Annotated in this window: 18 protein-coding genes; 17 read left to right on the top strand and 1 reads right to left on the bottom strand. The window is 44.0% G+C overall.

Annotated elements, in window-relative coordinates; all coding sequences use genetic code 11:
• Positions 1-142 precede the first annotated feature (142 nt).
• The 7 genes from OL444_RS30755 to OL444_RS30725 all read left to right on the top strand — a co-directional run bounded on the left by OL444_RS30755 (position 143) and on the right by OL444_RS30725 (position 12,154).
• Entirely contained in the window at positions 143-3,337 is a 3,195-nt protein-coding gene (locus tag OL444_RS30755; RefSeq protein ID WP_264726840.1) for a SusC/RagA family TonB-linked outer membrane protein, read from the top strand.
• A gap of 11 nt (positions 3,338-3,348) precedes the next feature.
• Entirely contained in the window at positions 3,349-4,788 is a 1,440-nt protein-coding gene (locus tag OL444_RS30750) for a SusD/RagB family nutrient-binding outer membrane lipoprotein (RefSeq protein WP_264726841.1), read from the top strand.
• Between the two features lie 468 nt (positions 4,789-5,256).
• The gene (locus OL444_RS30745; protein WP_264726842.1) at positions 5,257-5,931 is read left to right on the top strand and encodes a hypothetical protein; all 675 of its coding nucleotides are present in this window, start codon (positions 5,257-5,259) and stop codon (positions 5,929-5,931) included.
• 141 nt (positions 5,932-6,072) lie between these two features.
• A complete protein-coding gene (locus OL444_RS30740; RefSeq protein WP_264726843.1) occupies positions 6,073-6,639 on the top strand; it encodes an RNA polymerase sigma factor in 567 nt (188 codons plus the stop codon).
• Positions 6,640-6,742: 103 nt separating this feature from the next.
• Positions 6,743-7,705: a FecR family protein gene (locus tag OL444_RS30735; RefSeq protein ID WP_264726844.1), complete on the top strand. Its 963-nt coding sequence runs from the start codon at positions 6,743-6,745 to the stop codon at positions 7,703-7,705.
• Between the two features lie 151 nt (positions 7,706-7,856).
• Positions 7,857-11,078: a TonB-dependent receptor gene (locus OL444_RS30730; protein WP_264726845.1), complete on the top strand. Its 3,222-nt coding sequence runs from the start codon at positions 7,857-7,859 to the stop codon at positions 11,076-11,078.
• A 41-nt stretch (positions 11,079-11,119) separates the two neighbouring features.
• Complete coding sequence (locus OL444_RS30725; RefSeq protein ID WP_264726846.1) at positions 11,120-12,154, top strand: hypothetical protein; 1,035 nt, start codon at positions 11,120-11,122, stop codon at positions 12,152-12,154.
• Between the two features lie 29 nt (positions 12,155-12,183).
• Here the strand turns inward: OL444_RS30725 and OL444_RS30720 are convergent, their stop codons facing one another.
• On the bottom strand, positions 12,184-12,603 hold the full coding sequence (locus tag OL444_RS30720) for a hypothetical protein (protein ID WP_264726848.1): 420 nt from the start codon (positions 12,601-12,603) through the stop codon (positions 12,184-12,186).
• Positions 12,604-12,906: 303 nt separating this feature from the next.
• Here OL444_RS30720 and OL444_RS30715 point away from each other — a divergent pair, with 303 nt between their 5' ends.
• From OL444_RS30715 to OL444_RS30670, 10 genes are all read left to right on the top strand, one after another.
• On the top strand, positions 12,907-13,680 hold the full coding sequence (locus tag OL444_RS30715; RefSeq protein WP_264726850.1) for a hypothetical protein: 774 nt from the start codon (positions 12,907-12,909) through the stop codon (positions 13,678-13,680).
• A 192-nt stretch (positions 13,681-13,872) separates the two neighbouring features.
• Positions 13,873-14,640 (top strand): hypothetical protein, encoded by a 768-nt coding sequence (locus OL444_RS30710; protein WP_264726852.1) that lies wholly within the window; start codon positions 13,873-13,875, stop codon positions 14,638-14,640.
• A gap of 402 nt (positions 14,641-15,042) precedes the next feature.
• A complete protein-coding gene (locus tag OL444_RS30705) occupies positions 15,043-15,219 on the top strand; it encodes a hypothetical protein (protein ID WP_264726854.1) in 177 nt (58 codons plus the stop codon).
• A 286-nt stretch (positions 15,220-15,505) separates the two neighbouring features.
• On the top strand, positions 15,506-16,135 hold the full coding sequence (locus tag OL444_RS30700) for a hypothetical protein (RefSeq protein ID WP_264726855.1): 630 nt from the start codon (positions 15,506-15,508) through the stop codon (positions 16,133-16,135).
• Positions 16,136-16,513: 378 nt separating this feature from the next.
• Positions 16,514-17,044, top strand: a complete 531-nt coding sequence (locus OL444_RS30695) for a hypothetical protein (RefSeq protein ID WP_264726857.1) — start codon at positions 16,514-16,516, stop codon at positions 17,042-17,044.
• A gap of 119 nt (positions 17,045-17,163) precedes the next feature.
• Entirely contained in the window at positions 17,164-18,156 is a 993-nt protein-coding gene (locus tag OL444_RS30690) for a virulence RhuM family protein/type II toxin-antitoxin system death-on-curing family toxin (RefSeq protein WP_264726859.1), read from the top strand.
• Between the two features lie 151 nt (positions 18,157-18,307).
• Positions 18,308-19,120, top strand: a complete 813-nt coding sequence (locus tag OL444_RS30685; RefSeq protein ID WP_264726861.1) for a hypothetical protein — start codon at positions 18,308-18,310, stop codon at positions 19,118-19,120.
• Between the two features lie 211 nt (positions 19,121-19,331).
• A complete protein-coding gene (locus tag OL444_RS30680; RefSeq protein WP_264726863.1) occupies positions 19,332-19,922 on the top strand; it encodes an RNA polymerase sigma-70 factor in 591 nt (196 codons plus the stop codon).
• A 268-nt stretch (positions 19,923-20,190) separates the two neighbouring features.
• Positions 20,191-21,249, top strand: a complete 1,059-nt coding sequence (locus tag OL444_RS30675; protein ID WP_264726865.1) for a FecR family protein — start codon at positions 20,191-20,193, stop codon at positions 21,247-21,249.
• A gap of 202 nt (positions 21,250-21,451) precedes the next feature.
• The gene (locus OL444_RS30670) at positions 21,452-24,958 is read left to right on the top strand and encodes a TonB-dependent receptor (protein ID WP_264726867.1); all 3,507 of its coding nucleotides are present in this window, start codon (positions 21,452-21,454) and stop codon (positions 24,956-24,958) included.
• The last annotated feature ends 28 nt before the right edge of the window (positions 24,959-24,986 follow it).

The following is a 24,986-nucleotide window of genomic DNA, read 5'->3' as shown; positions in this document are numbered from 1 at the left end:
TTAATAACGTGTATACCTTAGCGTTATAGGCTGTCGTTTATTTCCTGCGCTGTTTTTATCCCCGTCTAAACTATTGACATTAAGCTTTTATTGCGTTATATTTATAGGGAACTCATATTGACCAAAATCTAATCAGCTACTGATGAAGCAATTTTTCACTATCCTGATAGTGTGCTGTGCCTGTATTTCCCAATTGTTAGCACAAACCCGCACCATCACCGGCAAAGTAACGGGCGAACATGGCGAAAGTTTACCCGGCGTAAGTATACAGATAAAGAATACCAACAAGGGTACTTCCACGGGAGCCGACGGCAATTACCGGCTGGATGGCGTTGCCGGGAACGTAGTGCTGGTATTCCGTTTCGTTGGCTACCTGACAGCAGAAGCGGAAGCTGGTCAGCAAAACAGTATCAGCATGACCTTGAAGCAGGATGCCCGCAACCTGGATCAGGTGGTGGTGACCGCCCTGGGGATTTCCCGCAAGGAAAGGGCCGTAGGTTACGCCATCCAGGAAGTAAAAGGTAATAACCTCACCCTCACCAAAGAGCAGAATGTATTGGGTTCCCTGGCCGGTAAAGTAGCCGGTGTGCAGGTAGTTGGCTCTTCCGGCGCCAGCATGGGCGGTACCCAGAAAATAAAGATACGGGGTATCAACTCCATCAACGGCCAGGAGCAGCCGCTCATGGTCATTGATGGTACACCAATATCGAACAGCAATTTTGCCGGCAGGAATGGGCCGGATCTGGGCAACCTGGCGCAAGACATCAACCCGGACGATATTGCCTCCGTGAATGTACTGAAAGGACCTGCTGCGGCCGCATTATATGGTTTGAGAGGCCAATATGGGGTGATCCTCATCACCACCAAACAAGGCGCCCGCAGAGGCAATAGAAAAGCCAGTGTAGATGTTAGTTCTGCCTTCTCCGTGGAAAGGGCCGGCAACTTTATGCCACTACAGAATATTTACGGCGGTGGCAGCAGTCAGCAGTTTTCTACCATTACCGTCAACGGCGTCAAACAACCGGTAGCTTCCGGCACGGATGAAAGCTGGGGCCCAAAAATGGATGGTACGCCTGTGCGGCAGATGTATAGCTTTTATCCGGCAGATCCGGAATATGGGCAACTCACTCCTTTTATACCGCATCCGGATAATATCAAACAATACTTTGAAACAGGACATACCTTCAATAACAATATCAGCATGTCTGGCGGTGGAGAAAATACCACCTACCGTTTGTCTGTCAATCATACCGATATCAAAGGGATAGAACCCAACACCTGGCTGAAAAGAAATAACGTGGGTTTCAACGGTTCGTTGAATCTCACGCCGCAACTCACAGTATCTACCAGTTTCAATTATGCCAACAATAAGGGACAGCGTCCGGCCCAGGGATATTACCAGGGCTCCCGGAATTTTTACCAGTGGTTTGAGCGTTCACTGGACATGCGGAAACTCCAACAGTATAAATATTCCGACGGCACTTTTTATCACTGGAACCATGAAAGCATTACAGATCCCAACTTCCTGAAAAGGCCGGGCAGCGACTGGAATAATCCTTATTTCGAAGCCTATGAAAACCTGAACCACGATGCGCGGGATCGCTTTTTCGGTAATGTGGGCCTTACCTATAATGTATCGCCCAGCCTGAAACTGACTGGTGCTATCAGGGGAGATATGTTCACGCAATCGATCGACCAGCGCAAAGCGTATGGTGGCCGAGATATCAACGAGTATTATGAAGGCAAATTCGAAAACAAGGAAATGAACTACGAATTGCTCGCACAATACAATAAATCCTTTGGTAAATTAAACCTGCAGGCGAATGTAGGGGGCAACCTGCTCACCCAGCGCTACTCCTATATCTCCGGCAGAACACAGGGTGGACTGTCCGCAGTGAATTTCTATAATCTCTCCGCTTCTGTAGACCGGCCGCAGGTTGATAACTACCTGCGGCGTAAGGAAGTACGCAGTAGTTATGCTGCGGTTACACTGGGGTATGACAACATCTATTACCTGGATGCCACAGTGCGTAATGATATTTCCTCTGCCTTACCACCCACAAACAATTCCTATTGGTATCCTTCGGTGGCATTCAGTATGGTATTCAGCGAACTGCTGAAATGGGATCCACTGTCCTATGGTAAGTTCAGAATCAGCCTGGCCAAAGCCGGATCAGACCTGGATCCTTATAAAACCTACGAATCATTTTTGCTGGGTGTTCCGTACAAAGCAGCAGACAATACTACCTATCTGCCCATGCACCTGCCGTCTATCCTGAATAATCCTGATATTAAGCCGGCATTGGGCACTTCATTTGAAGCGGGGATAGACCTGCGGTTCCTGAAAAACCGTGCAGGCGTTAGCGTTACCTACTACAATCAGCAGAATAAAAACCAGGTGTTGAATGTGGATGTTTCCGGCGCCATTGGTTATACCGGTACGGTGATCAATGCCGGTAACATACAAAATAAGGGGGTGGAAGTCAGCCTGAATGGCGTACCGGTACGCACCAAAAAGTTTGAATGGAATACTGCCATCAACTTTAGCCGTAACCGTAGCCTGGTGAAGGAGCTGTATCCGGGCATCAACACCCTTCGGCTGGATGAAAACAGTTATGCCCGTGTAAGCATGTACCTGAATGCGGATGTAAATGCGGCTTTCGGTACCCTGGTAGGAAATGCCTATCAGCGGGACGCCAATACCGGCAAGATATTACTGGATGACGCCAATCTGCCCCTATTTGAACAGAACCATAACTTCGGCAGTGTATTGCCTGACTTCACCGGCGGCTGGCAAAATAGTTTCCGGCTGGGCAACTTTGATCTCTCTGCCATGATCGATTTTCAGGCCGGTGGCCGGTTTTTCAGCTGGACAAAAATGCTGAGCGTTAAATCCGGCCAGGCGCCTGAAACGGCTGCCATGAACGATCGTGGCAAAAATGTACGGGACCCGGTGAGTGAAGGCGGCGGTGTAAAAGTAAATGGTATTTCCAATCGCACCGGTCAGGAAGTCACCACTTATGTAGATGCCAAATCCTATTTCCGGACAGTATTAGGTACCTCTGTATATGAGGAATGGCTGTATAATGCTTCCTATATCAAGATGCGGGAAATTCGTGTAGGCTATACCTTTAGTAAGACTACTTTCACCCGGTTACCATTTAACAGCCTGAATATAGCCCTCATTGCCCGCAATCCGTTTATGATTTATCAGCAGGCGCCTAAAGGGCTGGACCCTTCTGAACTTTCTACCGGCTCTTCTTCCATCAGCTGGCTGGAAACCGGACAACTGGCCACCACCCGTTCCTATGGCATTAACCTGAATATTTCCCTGTAAACCGGCATATCATGAAACAGTTATCATATATCCTGATTTTATTTACCTGCTGGGCAGGCATACAGCTGACCAGCTGTACCAAATTTTCGGATAGCATCAATAGAAATCCCAATCAACCTGATACGTTCTCCAATCCGAAGTTGCTGACCTTTGCTATTCAACGGCTGGATACGACTACGGCCACGCCTTACGGGTTATTGTACGCACAACAGCTCTCCGAAAAAATATATACAGATGCTTCCCGCTATATTAATATCTCTTTTGAATTTTCTTCTGTGTATGCAGATGCACTGATGAACCTGAACCTGATTCTTAAAACGCCCCGCTTTAATGAAGAGGAGGGAGCCGCCAACAATCAGCTGGCAGTAGCCCGGATACTGCGGGCCTATTTTTTCTGGTATATCACTGATCGCTGGGGCGATGTGCCCTATAAAGAAGCTTTGCAGGGGCGTGCTAAAATAGATCCGGCCTATGACCGGCAACAGGATATCTACGCTGATCTGTTTAAAGAGCTGCCCGCTGCTGCTGCCCAGCTCAGGCCTGACCGGCCCGCCAAAGGAGACATCCTTTACTATGGCGATACGGAGAAATGGAAACGGCTGGCAGGCACCATACATGCGCTCATGGCGTTGCGGTTATCCAAAGTAGATCCGGCATGGGGAAAACGGGAATTTGAAGCCGCGCTCAAAACAGGCATCTTTACCAGTAATGCCGATAATGTTATTTTCCGGCATCTGTCTGAAACGGCCTACCAGAACTACTGGTATTATGTATACACCGTACAGGGCCGCCGGTGGTATTGTATCAGCAAACCGCTGGTCGATTATATGAAACCATTGGGAGATCCTCGTCTGCCGGTATTTGCGGCTAAAAATGGAAGTGATGATTATGTAGGTATGCCTTACGGACTGGAAGGAAAGGACGCACAGAATATAGCTGCAGATGCGGTTTCCTTCCAGGGTACCGAGATCCGTAAGCAAAACTCCATTAACTATCTGGTTACCTATGCACAGGTACTGCTGGCCAAAGCGGAAGCCATTAAGCTAGGCTGGATACCGGGTGGAGATGCGGCAGCCAGACAGGCATATGAAGAAGCTATTGCAGCTTCGCTGAATCAATGGACAGGTACTACTACTGGTCTGGATGCTTATATCGCGCGTCCGGAGGTGGCCTATAACCCGGCAGCGGCACTGAAACAAATCGGTTACCAGCGCTGGGTACACCTGTATATGAATGGGTATGAAGCCTGGGCCGAGTGGCGGCGTACCGGTTATCCGGTACTTACACCGGCGCCGGATAATGGTAATATACCTATTCCGCGGCGACAGGGATATCCGTTATCGGAGCATAATATCAATACGGCGAATGTGAATGCCGCTATCAGTGCGCAGCCAGGATTACAGGGTAAGGATGACCTTACCGGCCGCGTCTGGTGGGATGTACAACGGTAAGGGGTAAACGTAAACTTATGGTATAAAGTCCACCGGATATATCTCCGGTGGACTTTACTTTTTATACATAGTTATCATGCTTGCTAAAATGACGGGCTATTTTTTATAGCCTGTTACGGATCCTTTTATCTTAAAAGATCATTAATGCAAGCCGTCTTTTTTTATGCAGATAGATATATTAGTGTGTTTGCATAACTTTAATGTATATACGTAGTTTGATTTTTATCTCAAAACACGTTGTGTTTGTTGTCTCTTTTTTATCATGAGAAAGTTTGTGGCGTTTCTCCTGTTGCTTACCGCCCTGGTGTTTGACAGATAAAAGGTTTGATAGATTTATCTTGATTTTTTAACTGCGGTATTATCGCATTTTTGAAAGCTATTTTGATGCGAAATACCAACCGCTTTTATCATAGAATATCATCATCAACCAATTATTTAACATCATTAAATCCCCGCTGTAGCAATTTTATGAAGAAGATAATTTTAGTACTCGTATGCAGTATTATTTTCTTTTCCTGTAGAAAGGAGAGCACTACGCCTGCATTAACAGAAGCCGACTACAAAGCCAAACTGGAAAAATTAATTGGCCTGACAGATGCACCACAAGGCCAATCTGTTAAGGTGTCTGTCGAAAATCAATTTAAAACGTATAAAGAAGCCTATGAAGCACTGAGCATTTTTGAGAAAGATACCGTTATTAAAATTACCGCGAAGCCCATACTGGTAAAGGAACAGACTACGCGGCAGCGTATTGCCGGTTTTGATCCGATTGTTGTCAGAAAAGACTATGAGATGCCGTTTTCACTGAATGCTGCTGCACCAAAAGGGTATGTAAGTGCTACTTCCACAGTAAAATATACTTGTACCTGGGAAGAACAATTAGATGAGAACGGGTATAATGTTGGCTGGTCCAGTGTAGTGAATGTACATGCTCCTGCTCCGCTGATACTGAGTTATGCCACAAAAACGGATAATCTGTCATGGGCAGGCCATTCCCTTACTACGGTTATTTCCGGTAGTACGCAGGTGGGTAGTAATCCGCCACAGATATGGACTGCCACGGTAAAGGTAAGAGTGGCTTATAGTGGTACCGCAAATCCTGGTATAGAATCCACGGCGTTGCCTTCTATTTCAGTTAACTAATAATAATACAGGTAGTGATATTTTAAGATAAAAGGAAGAGGACTGCCCGCGGGGAGCGGTCCTTTTTTATACAGGGTTATCCTATGCTTAACGTTTCGGTAATAAAAACTGACTACTTTAGCAGCTATTTAAAATTTCAGCATGTCCCTGCTTTCAGACACCGCTTTACTGGAGCGTATCCGGCAAGATGATGTACAGGCATTTAAAATACTGTATGATCGTTTCTGGGAGTCCTTGTTCCTGTTTGCGATGAAAAGGCTGAAGAATGAAGCAGATGCTAAAGATGTTGTACAGGAAATGCTGATCCGGCTTTGGGTCCGAAGGCATACACTAAATATTGAAACTACATTAGGCGCATATCTTGCCAGTGCTGCACATTATGAAGTACTGCGTGCCATCTCCGGCGCGATTAAAGATGCTCAACGCCGGGAAAATATAGCCACCCGGATACTACCAGGATTTGCCTCCCTGCTGGATCCTGTACAGCTCAAAGAACTGGAAAGTCTGCTGGAGCGGGAGGTAGACAAGCTACCATTGAGAATGCAGCAGGTATACCGTTTAAGCCGGGAGGAAGAATTATCTATTCCTGAAATTGCTGCCCGCCTGGGAGTGGCAGAACGCACAGTCCGCAATCAGCTCAATACGGCCTTACATAAGCTGCATTATGGTCTTAAAGAAGCTTATATCCTTTCTATCCTGCTTTGTTGATCCACAATACTACCGGAGATAGCATGAGTTAATAATTTGGTAACCTTACCCCAATGGTCAAAACAACTGGTTTCATGCGCATATAGTCAGAAGACTATTATACATGAAGATAGAACAACTGGAAAAGGTGATTGACCGTTACCTGGCAGGTATGGCTACTGCAGCAGAAAAAGAGCTGCTGCAGCAATGGTTTGATAAGACGGCGGAAGAACCGGTGCATTTATCTGCCGCCAGCCGCCAGCGAATTACCCGGGAAATGTGGCAGCAGATCCGTCAGCCGGATATGAGAACGCGCGCTGCTACCATAATGGCACGGCTCCCGCGTCACTTCCTGCAATACGCTGCTACCTTACTGATCCTGATGGGCGTGGCTATTTATCTGTTAGTCCAAAATCCACATATTGATTATACTGCTGCTGATCGCCCGCTGGCATATGAGCAGGTCATCACCGGTCCTGGCCAGGTGAGAACCGTGTTACTATCTGATAGCTCTAAAATATATCTCTCTCCCAACTCCACTATACAGATTCCTGAAAATTATGGCCTGACGGATAGAACGGTGCTGCTGGCAGGAAAAGCCTTCTTTGATGTAAAGAGAAATTCCGGAAAACAGTTTACCGTTCAGGTAGGAAAATTAGTGACGCATGTACTGGGAACTTCTTTTGAAGTAAATGGATTTCCGGCTGCTGCACAAATGACCGTAACAGTAGCTACCGGTAAGGTAGGCGTGGCGTATGCCGGACGTTTGCTCAGCCACCTGACACCGCGGCAACAACTTTCCTATAATCATCTCACAACGCAGTTTAGTACCACCACCATCCTTACACCGGCTGCCGGCAGCTGGATCACCGGTAAATTGGTGTTTCAGCAAACCCCGTTGCAAGATGTGTGTCGAACGCTGGAAGAATGGTTTAATGTAAAGATTACGATTGATAACCGGGCCCGGTTAAAAGAGCACATCACCGTTGGATTCAGGGGGGAATCTCTGGAGAAAACACTCGCTATCCTGTCACAGACAGCCGGCTTTACCTATACTGTTGATAAGCATAACATCCATATACATTAATACCAGGTTATTATCTCTAAAAGATTGTCAGAAAAAAAAGCCGTTTTACCTGGGGAGGTAAGACGGCTCAATGCTACTGAGTTCGCGGCTCAGTAATTAATCACAACAGTTGTTTCAGCAGAAACGACGGTAATATTAACATGATAAAAGTATGCAAAAAAAGGTTTACTTATTACGATTTTCGAAATGGCTTTTATGTCTGCAGTTGCTGCTAACAGCCGGTGTATTACAGGCCCAGTCCGTGTTGGATAAAAGCGTGGTGATCACAGAACGGACGATGACCATCCAACAGTTGTTCCGTATTATAGAAAGCGAAACAGGGGCACAGCTATCCTATGGTACTGCTGTAACCTCCCTGCTTACCCAATCGGTTACGCTGGATACAAAAAAACGTACGTTGCGTGAACTGCTGATATCCCTTAAAAGTGTCGGATTATCCTATGTGTTGAATGGGAATTTTGTTGTCATCAAACAGGAAGAACAAGCGGTAAAACCACAAACAGGTACGCTGTCGGGTGAAATGCTGGATGAACTAAACGGAGACCCGTTGCCGGGAGCAACCGTGAAGCTGGCGGGTAAAGTGGTGGTAACCGGTATGGATGGCTCTTTTCTGATAAAACTACCAGCGGGTAATTATACCGCGGAAATCAGTTACATCGGCTATGGTACCAAAGAAGTCCGGGATATCCTGATTACAGCCGGTGCCACTTTTCAATTGAAATCTGCCCTGAAAAGAAATAAGGGACAGCTGGCAGGCGTGGTGGTAAAGGGAATTGCCGGAAAAGAAACCACCAACGTCTTATACCTGCGACAGAAAAACGCTTCGGAAATTACGAACGGGATCAGTGCAGAACAGATTTCGCGCACACCGGACAAGCATATCGGGGAAAGTCTGAAACGCATCAGTGGCCTGAGTACAGTGGATAACAAATATGTGATTGTAAGAGGTATTGGAGAACGTTATAACGCTGCCATGCTGGATGGTATTGCATTGCCCAGTACAGAAGCACAAAGCCGCAACTTTTCCTTTGATCTGATTCCTTCCAACCTGGTGGATAATGTTATTGTTAGCAAGAGTGTTACGCCGGATATGACTGTGAATTTTGGAGGCGGGTTAATACAAATCAATACCAAAGATATTCCGGAACGCAACTTTACCAGTTTTTCGGCAGGTATCAGTTATAATGATCAGGCTACAGGGAAAGATTTCTTTAGCAGGAAAAAAGGTAAATATGACTTCCTGGGATTTGATGATGGCCACCGGGGCGATTTTCCGGCAGATCTCCAGCATACAGCCCGTGGCGTATTTCCCCACATAGGAAAATCAGATGACGAATATAATGAGGCAGTTACTGCACAAAGCAGAAAATTCAATAACCACGATAACTTCACTACCTATCGTAATACTGCCAGTCCTTCACAAAACTACCAGTTGTCACTGGGCCGGTTGATTCCCCTGGATAGTACCGGTAAAAATAAAATGGGTATTACCGGTTCACTCAGTTATCGTAATACACAAAGTATTAACCTGTATGAGGATTTGCACCGGGGGAAGTGGTTGAACGAATACAATAATGCCGGTGGTGCTTATGGCTATAACACTACCTGGGGCGCCCTTCTCAACATCGGCTGGCAAACCGGAAACAATCGTTTCAGTTTCCGGAATACCTACACCCGGGTATTTGATAATACATTGGTACGTACCAAGGGATTTGAGCAGGATGTTGCTATTGAAGATGTGAATAAACTACCCCCCGGTTTGCGGGAAACGGATGATCCCGTTTTTATGGATTTATTGCAGCATAAGTTAAGTGGGTTACATCAGGCAGGTAAAGTAAAGATAGAGTGGAACCTGGCCCGTACCAGCATTCAAAGGAAAGAGAAGGATGTTATATTTACCCAGGCCGGTGCGGAGCGGCTGGGAGGAAAGTATGATTACTTCTATTTCGCTGGTAGTACAACAGAGGTATTGGAAAGACCGATGTCGCGTTCCAATTACCGCAACAGTGAAAGTCATTACAACTGGAATGTAGCTGCCAGTATTCCCTTTACACTGGGGAAAGTAGCGGGCATTTTTAAAACGGGATATGCCGGCAACAGTAAGCGGGCACACTTTGACTGGCGCATTGTAGCACTGACGATAGACAGGCGTTATTATGATGCTACTTTTCGGTATTTGCCGGTAGGACAATGGGGAGAGGCGGAGCATATTGGCCCTAAAGGTTATGTTTATTCAGTGAACCCCTGGTATAAGGATGCGTATGAAGGCAAAAGTCAGGCACATGCCGGATTTGTTATGTTTGATAATCGCCTCGGGGATAAATTGAGATTGGTATGGGGACTGCGGGCAGAATATTTTGCCTATACCGAAGTGAGTAATCCCACCAATACCAAACTGAATATCTTTAAATTACAGGAAGAAGTCCCCTGGCAATGGATGCCGTCTGCTAACTTTACGTATAGCCCAACCCGTGATATAAATCTGAGAACTTCCTGGTCAAGATCGGTGGTACGCCCTGAGTCCATGGATAATAGCCAGTTCCAACGATATAATCCTTATCTGGATGGTGATTATATGAATGCAGGGTTAAAGGCCACGCCTATTACCAGTTACGATGTGAAAGCAGAATGGTTTCCGGGAGCCGGCGAAGTGATTTCTGCCGGTGTTTTCTATAAATATTTTGAAAGACCGGTAGAGGTGATTGTGAACGTGGGTACAGGCAATCTGGCCTACACCTTGCGTAACTCTGACTGGGCGAAGGTATATGGGCTGGAATTGGAAGCGCGTAAAAATCTGCGCTTTATTGCGCCGGCCAAATGGCTGGAAAACATTTATCTGTACAGCAACCTTACCTTACAAAAGTCACTGGTACAAAGTAATTATGAAATAAGAGATGCCGTAACGAATGAAGAAAAACTCCTCAGCTATCAACAGAAAAGGTCTTTATACGGACAGGTACCTTTTTTACTGAATGCCGGCCTATTATATACGGGAAAGCGTATAGGCTTTAATGTGGTATATAATAAAAGCGGATACAAAACCAATATTGTATCTGAAAACCCTTCACTAATGGAGTTTGAAATGCCGCGTGAGCAACTGGACCTGCAAATAAGCTACAAATTGTTCAATAATAAACTGGAAACAAGATTCAATGCCGGTAATATTTTAAATACTGCTTTTCAGTTTTACAGAAATAAATTCTATGATATAAAGCCTGGGTTTGATCCTAAAAACTATCCCAACGGGTATGAATGGAATGACCGTTTTCAGTACGAGGAAGGGTTTAATGATGAATACCAGGAAGGGGACTTACGCACATTTACCCAGCGGTCAGGACGTACTTTCAGCTTTACGATAACCTACCATTTGTAAGATATTATTACCTACATAAAAACTAAAAAATGAATTATTATATGAGATTATGGATGTGTGTCCTGCTGTGTTTCCTGGCAGTAGCCTGTAAGAAACAAGTACCTGCACTGGAGATCGGTAATGTGGTACGCTTCGGCATCAGTGGATTTACTGTGGGTGATTCGCTGGAATTTTGGAATGAAGGAAATATAATGGCTACCGTGGGAGGTACATTTGCGATCGATGAACTGATCGCAGTGCCTGTAACCGGACAAGGCATTATTGAAATCCGAAAGCAAGGTAGTACCCAGGTGATCGCTACCAGATATGTGGCAACGACTCCGTTTTTACAAACTACCAGTATTTTTCATGATAATGGGAAGATATATGATAAATCGGTGAAGCTGGAGTTAAAAGGATATGCGATGATAGATTCGCTGGAGTTGTTGCTGGACGGTACTGTTATTACCAGTGGTATTGAAAATAAATTCACCCCGTTTGTAAACATTGGTGCCGAAGAAGGTATGCAAAGGGAACTACAGATCCGCAATAAAAAGAACGGAAATGTATTGTCTGTCAGAAAAATTACAGCAACTACTGCTGTACAAAAGATATTCTTTTATTATGATGGAAAAGATCTGATCGACAAGGTAAATCTGGCGCCACCGGCGAATCCGGCCTATATGAACGTGACCGTGAAACTGGAGCCCTCATTGCCGGAGTTTTTTACGGGTATGCCGGTAGACCTGGTGTTTTATAAACAAGATTTGTCAAAAGGGCTGGATGCTGTGGTAAAAGCGGATATAAAAATATCCCTCTCCGGTGATTTCGGAGAGCCGGTGACTTTGCCGCCATTACCAGATAACTTTCGGTATGTCGGTCGCCTGTGCAGAACCGGTACAGAGCTGGCGCCTTATGATACCACGAAGGATTTGTTACCTATCCGTAATTTAGGTACCAATACCAATTTTGTTTTTAGCCCCGGAAAATCGCAGTTGTGGATCATAAAAGATGTTAAGTCGAGAAGGCCGAATGGCCCCTCTAAAGGCACCATATTTACCCTGAATTATACGGATTTGTCGCAGTATTTTCAATAAGATATGATGCTACGCAAAGCAACCTGCGACTACTGCGGGTTGCTTTGTGCAGCGTGATCTGTTTGTTCGAGCCATAGTTCCCTCATTGCAGCACTGATATAAAAGGTATCTGCGATATCTTCCACATCGAAGCAACTCCAGTAATAGACGGTAGGTGCATGTAAGGGAAAGCATGCCGTAAGTAGCGCCTTTACCCGGGGCCAGATTGCCGCTATCCAGTCAAAATCCCGGTCTTTATTATTACTGGTTTCCAGGATCATCTCCATCAGCAGAAAACGAATGTCATCATCGGCTGTAGACACATAGGCGGCCATATATTTTTCCAGGTCGGCAAAGGAGGATACTTCATACTCCCAATCCTGCATATGTGGATGATTGGGGTATCCGAATGCCTGTGCCAGCGTAGCAATAGCGGTACCGGTAATATATCTGGGAGGTGGAGCTTTCATAGCGCAAAGGTAGGAGAATGCCCGCGTCATTTAGTCCAAAGTAGCAAAGGAGCAGTAAACCACGCACTGAGGGGATGTTACACGCGCATTGATTTACTTTTACATGGACTTCCTCATTTACCAGCATCAGTAACTATGAACCTTTAAGTGTACTTTTATTCGTTGCACTCAACATTTGTCTGGCAAAAGCTAATAGAACAAACGGTTATTTTACTTACAAGCCGTATTTTTTAAAACGATTGGTTTTGTAATTTTTATAGAACATACAGCTAATATAGGTTGTTAATCACTAAACCTTTCTTTATGAAATCCTTCTGCTACTCCCTCACGTTATTGACCATTATCTTTTTCTACGGCTGTAAGCCGGATATTGTTCCGCCTGCCGAAACCATGTTTTTATTGAGCAAAGTATACCGGATGCCTTATAAGCCGATAGATACCCCTTATGTATCTGAGGAGATCAAATATAATGCATTCAATAAACCCTGGATAAGTGTTACGTTTAATTCACGACACGATACAATGAACGTGTTTAAGTATTTTTATGATAGCCAGAATATTTTTGTAGCGCTTCATTCCTGGTATGGGGCTACCAATTATAATCCTACTACCGAGCATTATTATTATGATGCACAGGAAAGAATCAGTCATATTGAGGAGAACCGGTCGGTGGGCCGGGTACTGCGGACTTTCACCTACAGCCATGATACGATTGTAGAAAACTATCAGTTCTTTAATGCCGGAACAAGTTTTAATGTGTATTATAAGGTTGATCAGAAAGGTAATTACCTGAAAATGTGGGGGCGGCCCGTAAGGGGCTATCCATATGTATACGAATATGGTGGTTTTGATAATGCGCAGAACGCATATTTTATGGGACTTAAACCAGGTGTCTCAATGAATGCGACACGTGCTTCCCGGAATAACCCCTCCTGGATGAGATGGACGGATGAAGGACGTCCTGTTGAGTATATGCAGATTATTAATACCTATAACCAGGATAGTCTGGTCATCCTGCAACAACTGTGGGCTTACACGGATAGCTTTCAATATATCAAAGTGCTAAAAAATAACTAATAGCGATGTGTACTCCTCTTTCGGTGGAGAAAGGTATACGTGCCTGAAAGGCGCGTGTAATGACTGGTCTCCAAAAAGAAACAGCAAGAACAGGTGATCGTTTTTACATATGATGATTCAAAGAAAGATCGGGTGAATAATTTTTATAAAACATACAGTATATATCTGTTGCTCATCATTAAATCTATCTTTATGAAATCTTTCAGCTATTCCCTCACATTATTCACTGTTATACTTTTTTACGGCTGTAAGCCGGATGTTGTTCCGCCTGCTAAAACTATCTTTTTATTAAGCAAGATATACCGGATGCCCTATAAACCAGCTGATACACCTTATGTATGGGAGGAGATTCAGTATAATGCATTCAATAAACCGTGGATAAGTGTTGGTTTTAATTCACTGCACGATACGATGTCCGTGTCGAAATATTTTTACGACAATGCCCATAATCTTGTTGAACTCCATTCGTGGTATGGGGCTACCAACTATAATCCCAGTATTGCGCGTTATGATTATGACTCACTGAAAAGGCTGAGTCATATTGAGGAGTACAGATCGGTAGGTCGGGTGCTGCAAACATTTACCTACAGAAATGATACGGTTATACATACCCATGAGTTCTTTCGCCCAGGCACAAAATTTAATCTTTATTACAAGGTGGATAGAAGGGGCAATTATCTGAAAGTATGGGGGCAGCCTGTAGATGGCGATCCCTATGTATATGAATACGGTGGTTTTGATAATGCGCAGAATGCATATTTTATCGGAATAAAAACAGGCATGTCAAAAGATGCGGGGATATTTTCTTCTAAAAACAATCCGAGCTGGATGAGATGGACGGATGAAGGACCTGTTCAAAATATGCAGATTATTAATACCTATAACTCGGATAACCTGGTGACCCGGCAACAAAAATGGAACTACACAGATAGCTTCCAATACATCAAGGTGAAAAAATAAGGTAGCCTATAATGATATTCAGGAGCCTTTTCCAACATGGACTGCACCAGGTAATTCCTGGTGCAGTCCATGTTTTAGGGAACTGTTGATAGGTGTGAAATATTTTACCCATAAAATAAAAGGGCAGGTATAGCGGAGGTGTAACGAATTTCTTAATCCGGGCTACAGTAATCCCGGCCTTCGCAAAATCACAACAGCTGATATGCACGGTCTGTTAAACAATACATGCATACCTGTAATCGGGGTAATCTGGTTACCTGTCAGTGGGTAATTCAGTTTTGCAGGCTATTTTTTTGAGGTCCCTGCGGGAAGAACGCGGTGTCATGCGCTATTCTTGTAGTACCTGTATGCCACTGAATGCTGAATAGTGGCGTGATTTTTCACCTTTTAATTGCAACGTTTATGAAACAACCTTCCTGGGGCGCTAAAAAGCTGACCCGTAAAGCAATGAGTATTATTAACGGCGGACAATCCAATATGCGGCAGATCTGTGCCGGGGGTTGTAATACAGACATGAACTGCCGTAATATAGCCGGTGCGGCTTGCAGATGCCATGCTTTTGGCTGTAAATGGGGTTGATAACCACTTCCTGCTGATCCGGGTTGCTGTTTAACTACTCCCGTAGTACTACAGCTAATATAGCCCGGGACGAATATACACTTTACCTTACGAGGGAATTGTAATCCGGCAGGAGCTAAATGATTGAAAGAGGGCTGTCCCATACTTTTGGGACAGCCTTCTTTATGCGGGGTACCCCATATCAGCTCCGCTATATCTTCGCAAACAAAAGCCGCTGGTTATTACAAATACCTGTAATTTTAAGTAGCGGGTATCATCCTTGATACCAGGATCAAAAAGAAAAACAATGAAACAGGAAATATTAGACCGTATTCAGCTACTGGGAGGAAATATAGATAATGCTATTAATAAGCCGTTGCTGCAGGCACTGCAGGCCATTACATTTAATACCGTGTTGTATCCCAAACCAAAGGATACGCCGTGGCAAATAGCGGAAGAAGCGGAACCTGTTTATGGAATCGCAGCATTTATCAATGAGCATGCAGCATTATTCCAGCAGGACAAAACAGCTTTCTATAAAAAAATCATAGCTCATTATTACGTCACAACAGAAGAGGGACGGGCACAGGTGTTTTTTAGAAATGATCTTTTTACGCCTTTAAAAGCAGGTACGGCTGATTACGACGAGTGGAACAGTGATTTTAATGATCCTGAGATGGTAGACCTGCATGAGGTAGTTGAACTGACCGGAGATACACAGCCCGACTTTATTCAAATTGCGTATAGCTATGGGTTTCCGGATCATTATTATGTATGCCTGTCTGATCCTGATCAGGAAAACCCCACCGTATTTGGTACCGACCACGAAGTGTTTTTTAAGGAAATTACCAGCTATGGTAATCTGGAAACGTTTTTCAACAACTTCCTTACCCCTGATGAGTTGGTAGCGATGATCAGAAAACGATTGGAGAAGTAGGGCTACCTGTTTTTTATACCGCTTTAATTGACAAAACCGAATATGCGTAAGGAAGGAAACACCCCTTTTATAAATCCAGCCGGCATAGGTCCGATAAGCAGTTGGGCGCTAGCTATAGTAGGCATAGGATTAGGTATTGGGTTACTATATACAGATCCTTTATCCGCCAGGTTCAGGTACCTGTTCGTCATTTTTTTCTTTATTGCGGTCGCAAGACATCTGCTATACTATTTTAGCAGACCTCAGTCAGATAACGTATACAATTTCTGGCTGGATCTCTTTAGACCCTGTTTGTATGGTTTTCTTTTGTTTCATGTATTATCGGTATATCGGGCAGACTTTCTAACGCTTGCTGTCAGCTTTTTCTTACCTGCTGTGATGTATATCTTTTTATTTGCCGGCCAACCTGTACCGGTAATGAATAAAGGTGTTTTTTGGGGAGGATTGTGTTGTTATCTATTAGCTTTTCTCCTTGTATTGAATTATGCTTTCGATTTTTCATCGCCTGTGGTGGCGCCTTACTTGTTAGCAAAGAAGTATTATTCAACCAGCTTATCCGATGATGAAGGTGGCCCCGGGGGAGATCGATATTATTTCGATCTTATTCATCCGGATAGTATGGCCACACCTGCCAGCTGGGTAGCAGTAAGCCAGCAAACCTACTATCAATATCGTGATAGCTGGCAATACAAGAAGATCAGCATAGGAATGGAGGAATTTATCCTCATGGACAAAAAACAAACCAGCGCTTTTAACCGGCAGTATTATTTTTTACTGCTTAAAATCATTGGATCTTCTTATGAAAAAGAGATGACGGAACGGGAATATGCCAGGTTTGAAAAGGGCGATACTTTTTATGTAGAGCAGCATAACGGGTTGTTAGGCGTAAAGTGGTTGACTTACAGGTGAGGAGATAGCATGGTTTATTGTCGGGTAGCGGATTCCAGCTGATTAAGTGGCGTGTTTACTAACGATTAACCCTTTGCTATGTCTGATAGGTTAACTTTATAGGATTAAGAAAGAAGATCATGGAAAATAATCAGATTATTATTTATCAGACACCGGATGGGACTACGGCTATTGATGTAGTTATAGACCAGGACACTGTTTGGCTGTCCCAAAAACAAATGATTGAATTGTTTCAAAGCAGCAGGCAGAATATTAGCTTGCATATTAATAATATATTCAATGAAGGTGAGCTTGAGAAAAATGCAACTGTCAAGGAATCCTTGACAGTTCAATATGAGGGGAAAAGAACGGTTAAACGTAAGTTGGAACAATACTCTTTAGATGTAATAATATCGGTAGGTTATCGGGTTAAATCCATCCGCGGCACTCAATTCCGTATCTGGGCAAACAAAATCCTGAAGGAATTCCTGACGCAAGGCTACGCCCTGAACGAAAAACGGCTGCAGGAACAAAACCAGCAATTTGAAGCCCTGAAACAAACCATACGATTAATGGGTAAGGTGACGGGTGCCAGTGAAGTATCTTCTGACGAAGCCAATGGCCTGTTAAAAGTCATTACCGATTATACCTATGCATTGGATGTATTGGATAAGTATGATCATCGGAGTTTAACTATCGAGGCAATTCACACGCAGCAGGCTTTTACGGCTACTTATGCGGATGCGATGGGCGCGATCCGGGGCCTAAGAGATAAATTTGGAGGTAGCCGTTTATTCGGTAATGAAAAGGATGAATCGTTCAGAAGCTCCATGGCAGCCATTTATCAGACATTTGACGGAAAAGAACTATATCCCAGTGTGGAAGAAAAAGCAGCACAGCTGTTGTATTTCGTTGTAAAAAATCATTCTTTTTCAGATGGGAATAAACGGATTGCGGCTTTCTTGTTTGTGTGGTTTCTGGAGAAGAATAATATGCTTTACCGGGAAGATGGCGGAAAACGTATTGCTGATAATGCTTTGGTGGCCATTACCCTGATGATTGCGGAGAGTAATCCGGTTGAAATGGATATTATGGCGCAGGTAGTGGTGAATCTTATCAATGGCTATAACTAAAGGGCAGTATACTATTGAAGTATAGCCGGAACAAGATAATTATTTGCGTTATTAGCGGCTGTTTTTTTTGTTGCCTATACACAGTATCTGATTTTATAACATTGATTTTAAGCAGTATGTAAATAACTTTGGCGAAATACACCTATACTTCATGAAAATGAGATTTACGGCCTGCTTGCTGTTTTTTGTCGCTGTGATTATTGTTTCCTGCAAAAAAGAAATGTCTACACCTGATGCCCAACCACCGGTGGTGACGGTACCTACTGCCTCTGCAAATGGAGACCAGTTTGTTGGATGGCGGCAGGGGCTCCCAGAGGCTTATGATACGCTTTTTAAGGTAAGCTACGATGTGAATAAACGTATTAAAAGCGTAGAAAATACTACTTATGGGAGTATCTATAATGCTACTTATGATGGAGCTGGTAATCTGACGGTATTTACACAGATACATAAGGGGGTATTGGCGCTAACGGTTAATTTCAAATACAATGCGGATAATTTGTTGGAGGAGTTTGATCCTCCAATGTATAGTGGTTCTAAAAGTCGCTATACATATCAATATACTAACGGTATACTCTCCCGGAAGACTTATTATACCGTTACTAATCAGAAATACCCAACAACACTCAACATCTGGAGATATTATACTTATGAGGCAACAAATGGTAATATCACCAGTCGTAAAGAGTACGACAGTGAAAATAAGCTGGTGGGCGAAACGACTTTTACCTATACCAATGATAAGAATATTTTTAGATCTCTGTGTATGTTTAACTTTATTAACGATCTTGGTTTATATGATGTCGCAAGTGTGGAAAAATTCTTCAATAAAAACCTGATTGCAACAGAGACCGTTAATGGAGTACAAAGGAAATTTAGTTATACCTATAATGAAAATAAGCAGCTTACCGGTTTGGTAGTCAGTTATCCGGGCGCCATACGTACCAGGACGTGGTTTTATTAATACTTTTAAACAAAACAGAAAAGCATCTTCTGGTATGGAGGATGCTTTTCTGTTTTAAACGATTAGGTGCAAAGGAAAATATGCAGGAGTAGTTCCCCTGAAATACGCCGTAACAGCTGCTTATTACCCCCACTCCCCATCCGGCTTTACAAAAAATTAATGTTAGGGTAATATTAAAACAGGCAATTTTGCAGTGGTTAGTTATATACCTATGGATTATAAGCAAGCTGCTGATATGGAGTTATGGCAATGTTGTCAGCAAGACGACATGCGCGCCTATAATGAGTTGTTCAGCAGGTATTATCCAAGAATGTTCCACCTTGCTTCTTCCTACATAGATGATATGATGAAAGCCGAGGAACTGTGTATGGACCAGTTATTCAACCTTTGGGTAAAACGCCGGCAAATAAATATTACCAGTAATTTTTCCCATTATCTTTTCCGTTCTATCCGCAATCTGGTTATTACCCATTTGCGCAGGAATATTCCGATGGATGCCAGTCTCGATAAAATACTGGAAGAACATCAGTTGGACAGACCAACAGATTACCGCCTTTTGTCCGAAGAAGCCGAACAGGCATACCGGACGTCCTTAAATGAACTAAGTCCGCAACGGCGCCAGGTTTTTATATTAAGCCGGGAAGAAAACCTGACCTATTCCGAAATAGCCCAGCGGATGAACCTTTCTGTCAATACGGTTGAAAACTATATGGTGGCCGCATTGAACAGCCTGCGTAAGAACATGAAAGAATATGTTCCTTCTGCGATGATTCCTCTTTTATTCCTGCGTGATTTCCTGTAATACCGGTATGTTTTTTAGCTGAAATGACCTTACAACGGGCCCTCATTTCCTGTCAAATTTCCCGGAAATAAGATCGCTATCCCTTTTTGATGGCCCGGTTCTATTTTATTATTAAAAAAAAGCGAAACACATAGGTGGTGGTAGGATAGTTTTCTCGTCCTTATACATAGAGAGCGCAATAAAAAGCCGTTAAGTACTAAAAATATAGGCAGCCGGACAGGTGAACTTTCTATTTTCCCTCAACATAAATTAAAAGCAACAACAAAAAATGGAAGCAGCAGAAAAGCGCTTGTTGGAAAAATTCCTGGATGGTGTTTGTTCAGCAGAGGAACTTACCCTGGCCGGAATTATACTAGACAGCCAGGAAGGGCAGTACCTGTTGGATGAGCTCCTGCGGCAACGGGAATTGTCGGCATGGAATAACCCGGAGGAACCCGATCCTGTGATGAAGGAGGTGATTCGTAGCCGTCTGGAGGAAGTGCAGCAGCGGATAGCAGCGCATGAAAACCAGCATCGCTCTTTTGCCGATGACAGGAGAACCAGCATCCATCGGCTTAAAATATTCCGATATGCTGCCGTATGGACAGGCTTATTGATACTGGCTGGATTTGCCGTATGGCAAATTAAAAAGAACCGTATACAAGATATAGAGGAGGTGCAATATGTGGAAAAAGTGAATCCTATAGGAAGTCCTGTAAGATACGCCCTGCCAGATAGTACGGTTGTTTTCCTGGCGGCAGGCAGCAGCCTGAAATACCCGGCAACTTATCCTGAAACGGGCCGGGATGTAGTGCTGCAGGGAGAAGCATTTTTCGACGTGAAACAGGATGAAGCCCATCCCTTTAACATCCGGTCGGGAAATATGCAGACCAGGGTACTCGGTACCTCCTTTAAGGTAAAAGCTTATGAAGGACACGAACAGGAAGTGGCGGTGATCACTGGTAAAGTGAGTGTAAGTGCTATACAGGAAGAAAAAGCAACAGCACTGGCTTTACTGACACCCGGTCTGAAAGTAACCTACAATCCGAAAACGGGGAAGGCTACACGCAGAGAATTCGATGTAAACGGTATAACAGCATGGAAAGCTGGTGGACTGGTTTTTACTGACATGACGATGGGTCAGGTGGCGATTGAATTGGAGCGGAGGTATGGTATAGAGGTGATTTTTAAAGAGGCAAATATTTCGGGAAATATAGTGAGTGGTACCTTTTCCGCCAATGAACCTGTTACAGATATACTTGACATGCTTGGGTTCGTAGGTAAATTCACCTACAAGTACACGCACGATGGAAAAATATTCACCATCCAATCAATGAACAAACACTAAAAAACGAACCACAAAAACCACCATCATGAACAGGTAAATGTACCCCACAAAAAAAGTGTCCTGCGGGAAGCCGGACACTTTTCGTCTGCAAAAAAGCCCCACGATTTGACGGTCTGTATGGCTTCAAGCGAACACCGGGACTCCCGGATTTTACAAATCATCATCTCTAAAAACAATTCATCTGTAAAACATTTACAATAATATGCAAAAAAATAAATCCTTATCAGGATTATTACGAACGACCGTTCGAACGGGACGGCTATGTGTATTTTTCCCGATTGTCATGCTCCTGCTTTCTTTGGTGATGCCATTGATAGCTAACAGCCAAAATCTGGGCAGTGAAAAAATAAAATTACAGCTATCCGGTCGTACCCTAAAGGAGGCTTTGGCTGCCATCCAGCAACAGAGCGGATTCAAGTTCATTTATGGGAATGATATCAACAAATACAGCGCTGTAAAAGTAACGATCAACGAAAATAGTATTACCGTAGAAAATGCCATAGAACTGGTATTGAAGCAAACTAACCTGCACTATATCCAGCGTAACGACCATGTGATGATTAGTGAGCAATCAACCACTACGGGTACAGATACGCAACAGCCTACCTCACCATCTGCCCGGCAGTCCGGCCGTATTACCGGTAAAGCGATTGATGAAAGGGGAGAGCCGCTTCCCGGCGCTACTATCAGAGTCGTGCAGCAGAACCAGGCCGTACAAAGCAGTGGGAATGGCAGTTATCATTTTATACTCTCTCCCGGAACGTATACGATCGAAGTAAGCTACATCGGTTTTCAGACAAAACAGATTACCGGCGTTACTGTTTCTGCCAATGCCAATACGCCGCTTGATATTGTGCTGAAAAGCGGTAACCAGAAACTGAATACAGTAGTTATTTCCAGTTCCTACAGCAAAGCATCTATAGAAGGACATTATGCCCGCCAGAAGAATGAAGCGGGTATTTCCAATGGTATCAGCAGTGAACAGATAGCGGCATTACCTGATAAAAATATCGGTGAAACACTCAAACGGATTTCAGGTATCAGTACCAATGATAACCGCCGGGTGGTAGTACGGGGAATCGCTGAGCGGTATAACCTGGCGATGATGGATGGCGCCATTTTACCCAGTACGGATGTACAGGTACGTGATTTTGAATTTGATATCGTACCCAGTAACCTGATTGATAATGTGATTGTATCCAAAACCTCCACACCGGATATGTCATTTGGTTTTGGTGGTGGACTGATACAGATCAATACCTTGGCTATTCCCAACAACAACTTCACCACCTTAAGTTTTGGCGGAAAATATATTAGTGGTAGTACAGGCCGGGAATTTCTGGGTTATGGCCGGGGTAAACATGATTACCTGGGCTTTGATGATGGTTCGAGAGAGCATTTCCCGGATGAGCTGCTGACATTTGATGGTCAAAACTATATTCCCACAAAGCCTAATGCCATACCATCTCCGGGTATTACCCCGATAACACCGGCGATGATAGCGGAGCAGAATAAAAAAATCGGAGGCCTGGAGCGCATGGGCACAAGAGCCTATAAAGCACTCCCTGGTCAGAGTTACCAATTCAGCCTGGGACGTAGCTATCAGCTCCGCAACAGCCGCCTGGGTTTTGTTGGTTCCCTCAGCTACCGTAATGAACAGTCTATTGATGATATTCCGCATTTCGAACGGGGTAACTGGGAAAAGCTTACTAATCGTACCTATAATGTAGCAACAGGAGAAGAAGTGGAACCTACTTTTGCCAACCAGTATAATTTTAATACCACCTGGGGGGCATTGCTGAATTTGGGATGGAGTACAAAGCATCACAAGATTACGGTACGTAATTTCTATTCCCGGGTACTCAATAACCAGTTCTCCCGTATAGTAGGTTGGGGTAATGAAATCGGTTATGGTGAGTATGCCGCTATCCGCGAATATGATCGCCCTAAGTTCATTGACCTGTTGCAACACCGCATCAACGGTGAACACACCTTTGGTGCTTTCCGCCTGGACTGGAATCTTTCTCAGAATAGACTCACCAATCTGGAAAAAGATGCTGTGGAGGCATGGCTGGGGCCTGTAGGTACTCCCAATGGTATTGTATATAATGTAGTTCCCAGCGCCATTACCAATCCCGGTGGAGGAACGTTTAACAGGGCCCGGTATTTCTATGAGGAAACCAATAAAATAGCAGAAGGTGCCTTGAGCTATCACTTCAACGTACTCGGACAGAAGCAGGTAGTTAAATCCGGATACCAATACATGCAGCGGGAAGGTACCTACGACTGGATGGTATTACCTATTGGTGCTGCAAAGACTGCTGGCGCCGTATATCCCTATGTGCCGGTACAGGAATGGGGCCAGTATCTGGATTTCAAAGATCCGTTGAAAAGCCTGATGTACTATCCTGCCTCTTTTTCCCGCAGCGAATATCAGGGAAAGAATACCAATCAGGCTGTATATGCTATGCTGGATAACCGTTTTACCAACTGGCTCCGGCTGGTATGGGGTGTACGGGCAGAATATTATAAATACGAAAGACTGAAAAATGGTACAAATGATCTGGCTATCTCCACCCTCATTGAACAGGGCGAAAAACGCCGGTATGTAGATCCAGAAACCGGGAAGATAGTAACGCCTTTTACCAATCCTGAAACAGAAGAAAAAGCATGGCGTTACCTGCCTTCAGCCAGCCTGACAGCAACGCCCCTCAGGGATTTCAACATAAGAGCAGCTTATTCACAGTCAGTAGTAAGGCCTGCACTGATCGAAAATTCCCGCATGATACGTTTCGACCCGGCGATAGGTGCCTTCCGTCGTAATGAAGGGGTATTATCCACGCTGATAGATCATTATGATGTGCGCGTGGAATGGTATCCTAAACCAGGTGAAGTCATCTCCTTTGGTTATTTCTATAAGTACTTTGATAAACCGGTGGAATTGTACCGCACCCAACCAGATGCCGGCATGCGGATATATATGCTCACCCAGAACTCCGAATGGGCAAAGGTTAACGGCTGGGAATTTGATCTGCGCAAGAGCCTGGGATTTGTGAAGCCCGGTTGGAAATTTCTGGATAATATCTACCTGAGTGGTAACCTTACGTTCCAAAGTTCTCAGGTACAGGCCAGTGAATTTAGGGGAAAGAGTATGGCAGAAGATAATATCGGCAGAAACTATGAATACCGTACGAAATCATTCCAGAAAGAAAAAAGACCATTATATGGTCAGGTACCAGTGCTGTACAATATTGGGCTGCAGTATGATGGAGAGCGTTTAGGCGCCAACGTAGCATTTAACCACATGGGCTATAAAACCTTTTCCATAGGAATGAGTCCGGATATCGTAGAGTATGAACGCCCGCGCGGTCAGTTGGATGCTCAATTAAGCTATAACTTTTTACAGGATAAAAAACTGAAAGTAAAACTGAATGTCAGTAACCTGTTGAACAGCCCTTACCGCTTCTATACCAATAGTATCGATACCTATAAATTATTGGATAAATGGAAAGATTCGCCTGGAAGTGAAGTTACCGCCACTGAGTGGAGCGATATTTATGAATGGAAAGAAGGCTTTTCAGAGAAATATGAAGAAGGCCATTATGAAACTGCTGCAGATGGAAAAACCCGGGTTAGGGTTGGTGATAAAGATACCCTTATCCGTAAGGTTGGTGCATCGTTCAGCCTATCTGTTTCCTATTCATTCTGATTTTTTATCTGACTATCATAAAATCAAA

The organism is Chitinophaga nivalis, assembly GCF_025989125.1.
In the GTDB taxonomy this organism is placed as follows: Bacteria; Bacteroidota; Bacteroidia; order Chitinophagales; family Chitinophagaceae; genus Chitinophaga; species Chitinophaga nivalis.
The sequence above is the reverse complement of the archived record's forward strand: the minus strand, read 5'-3'. Positions and strand labels throughout refer to the sequence as shown.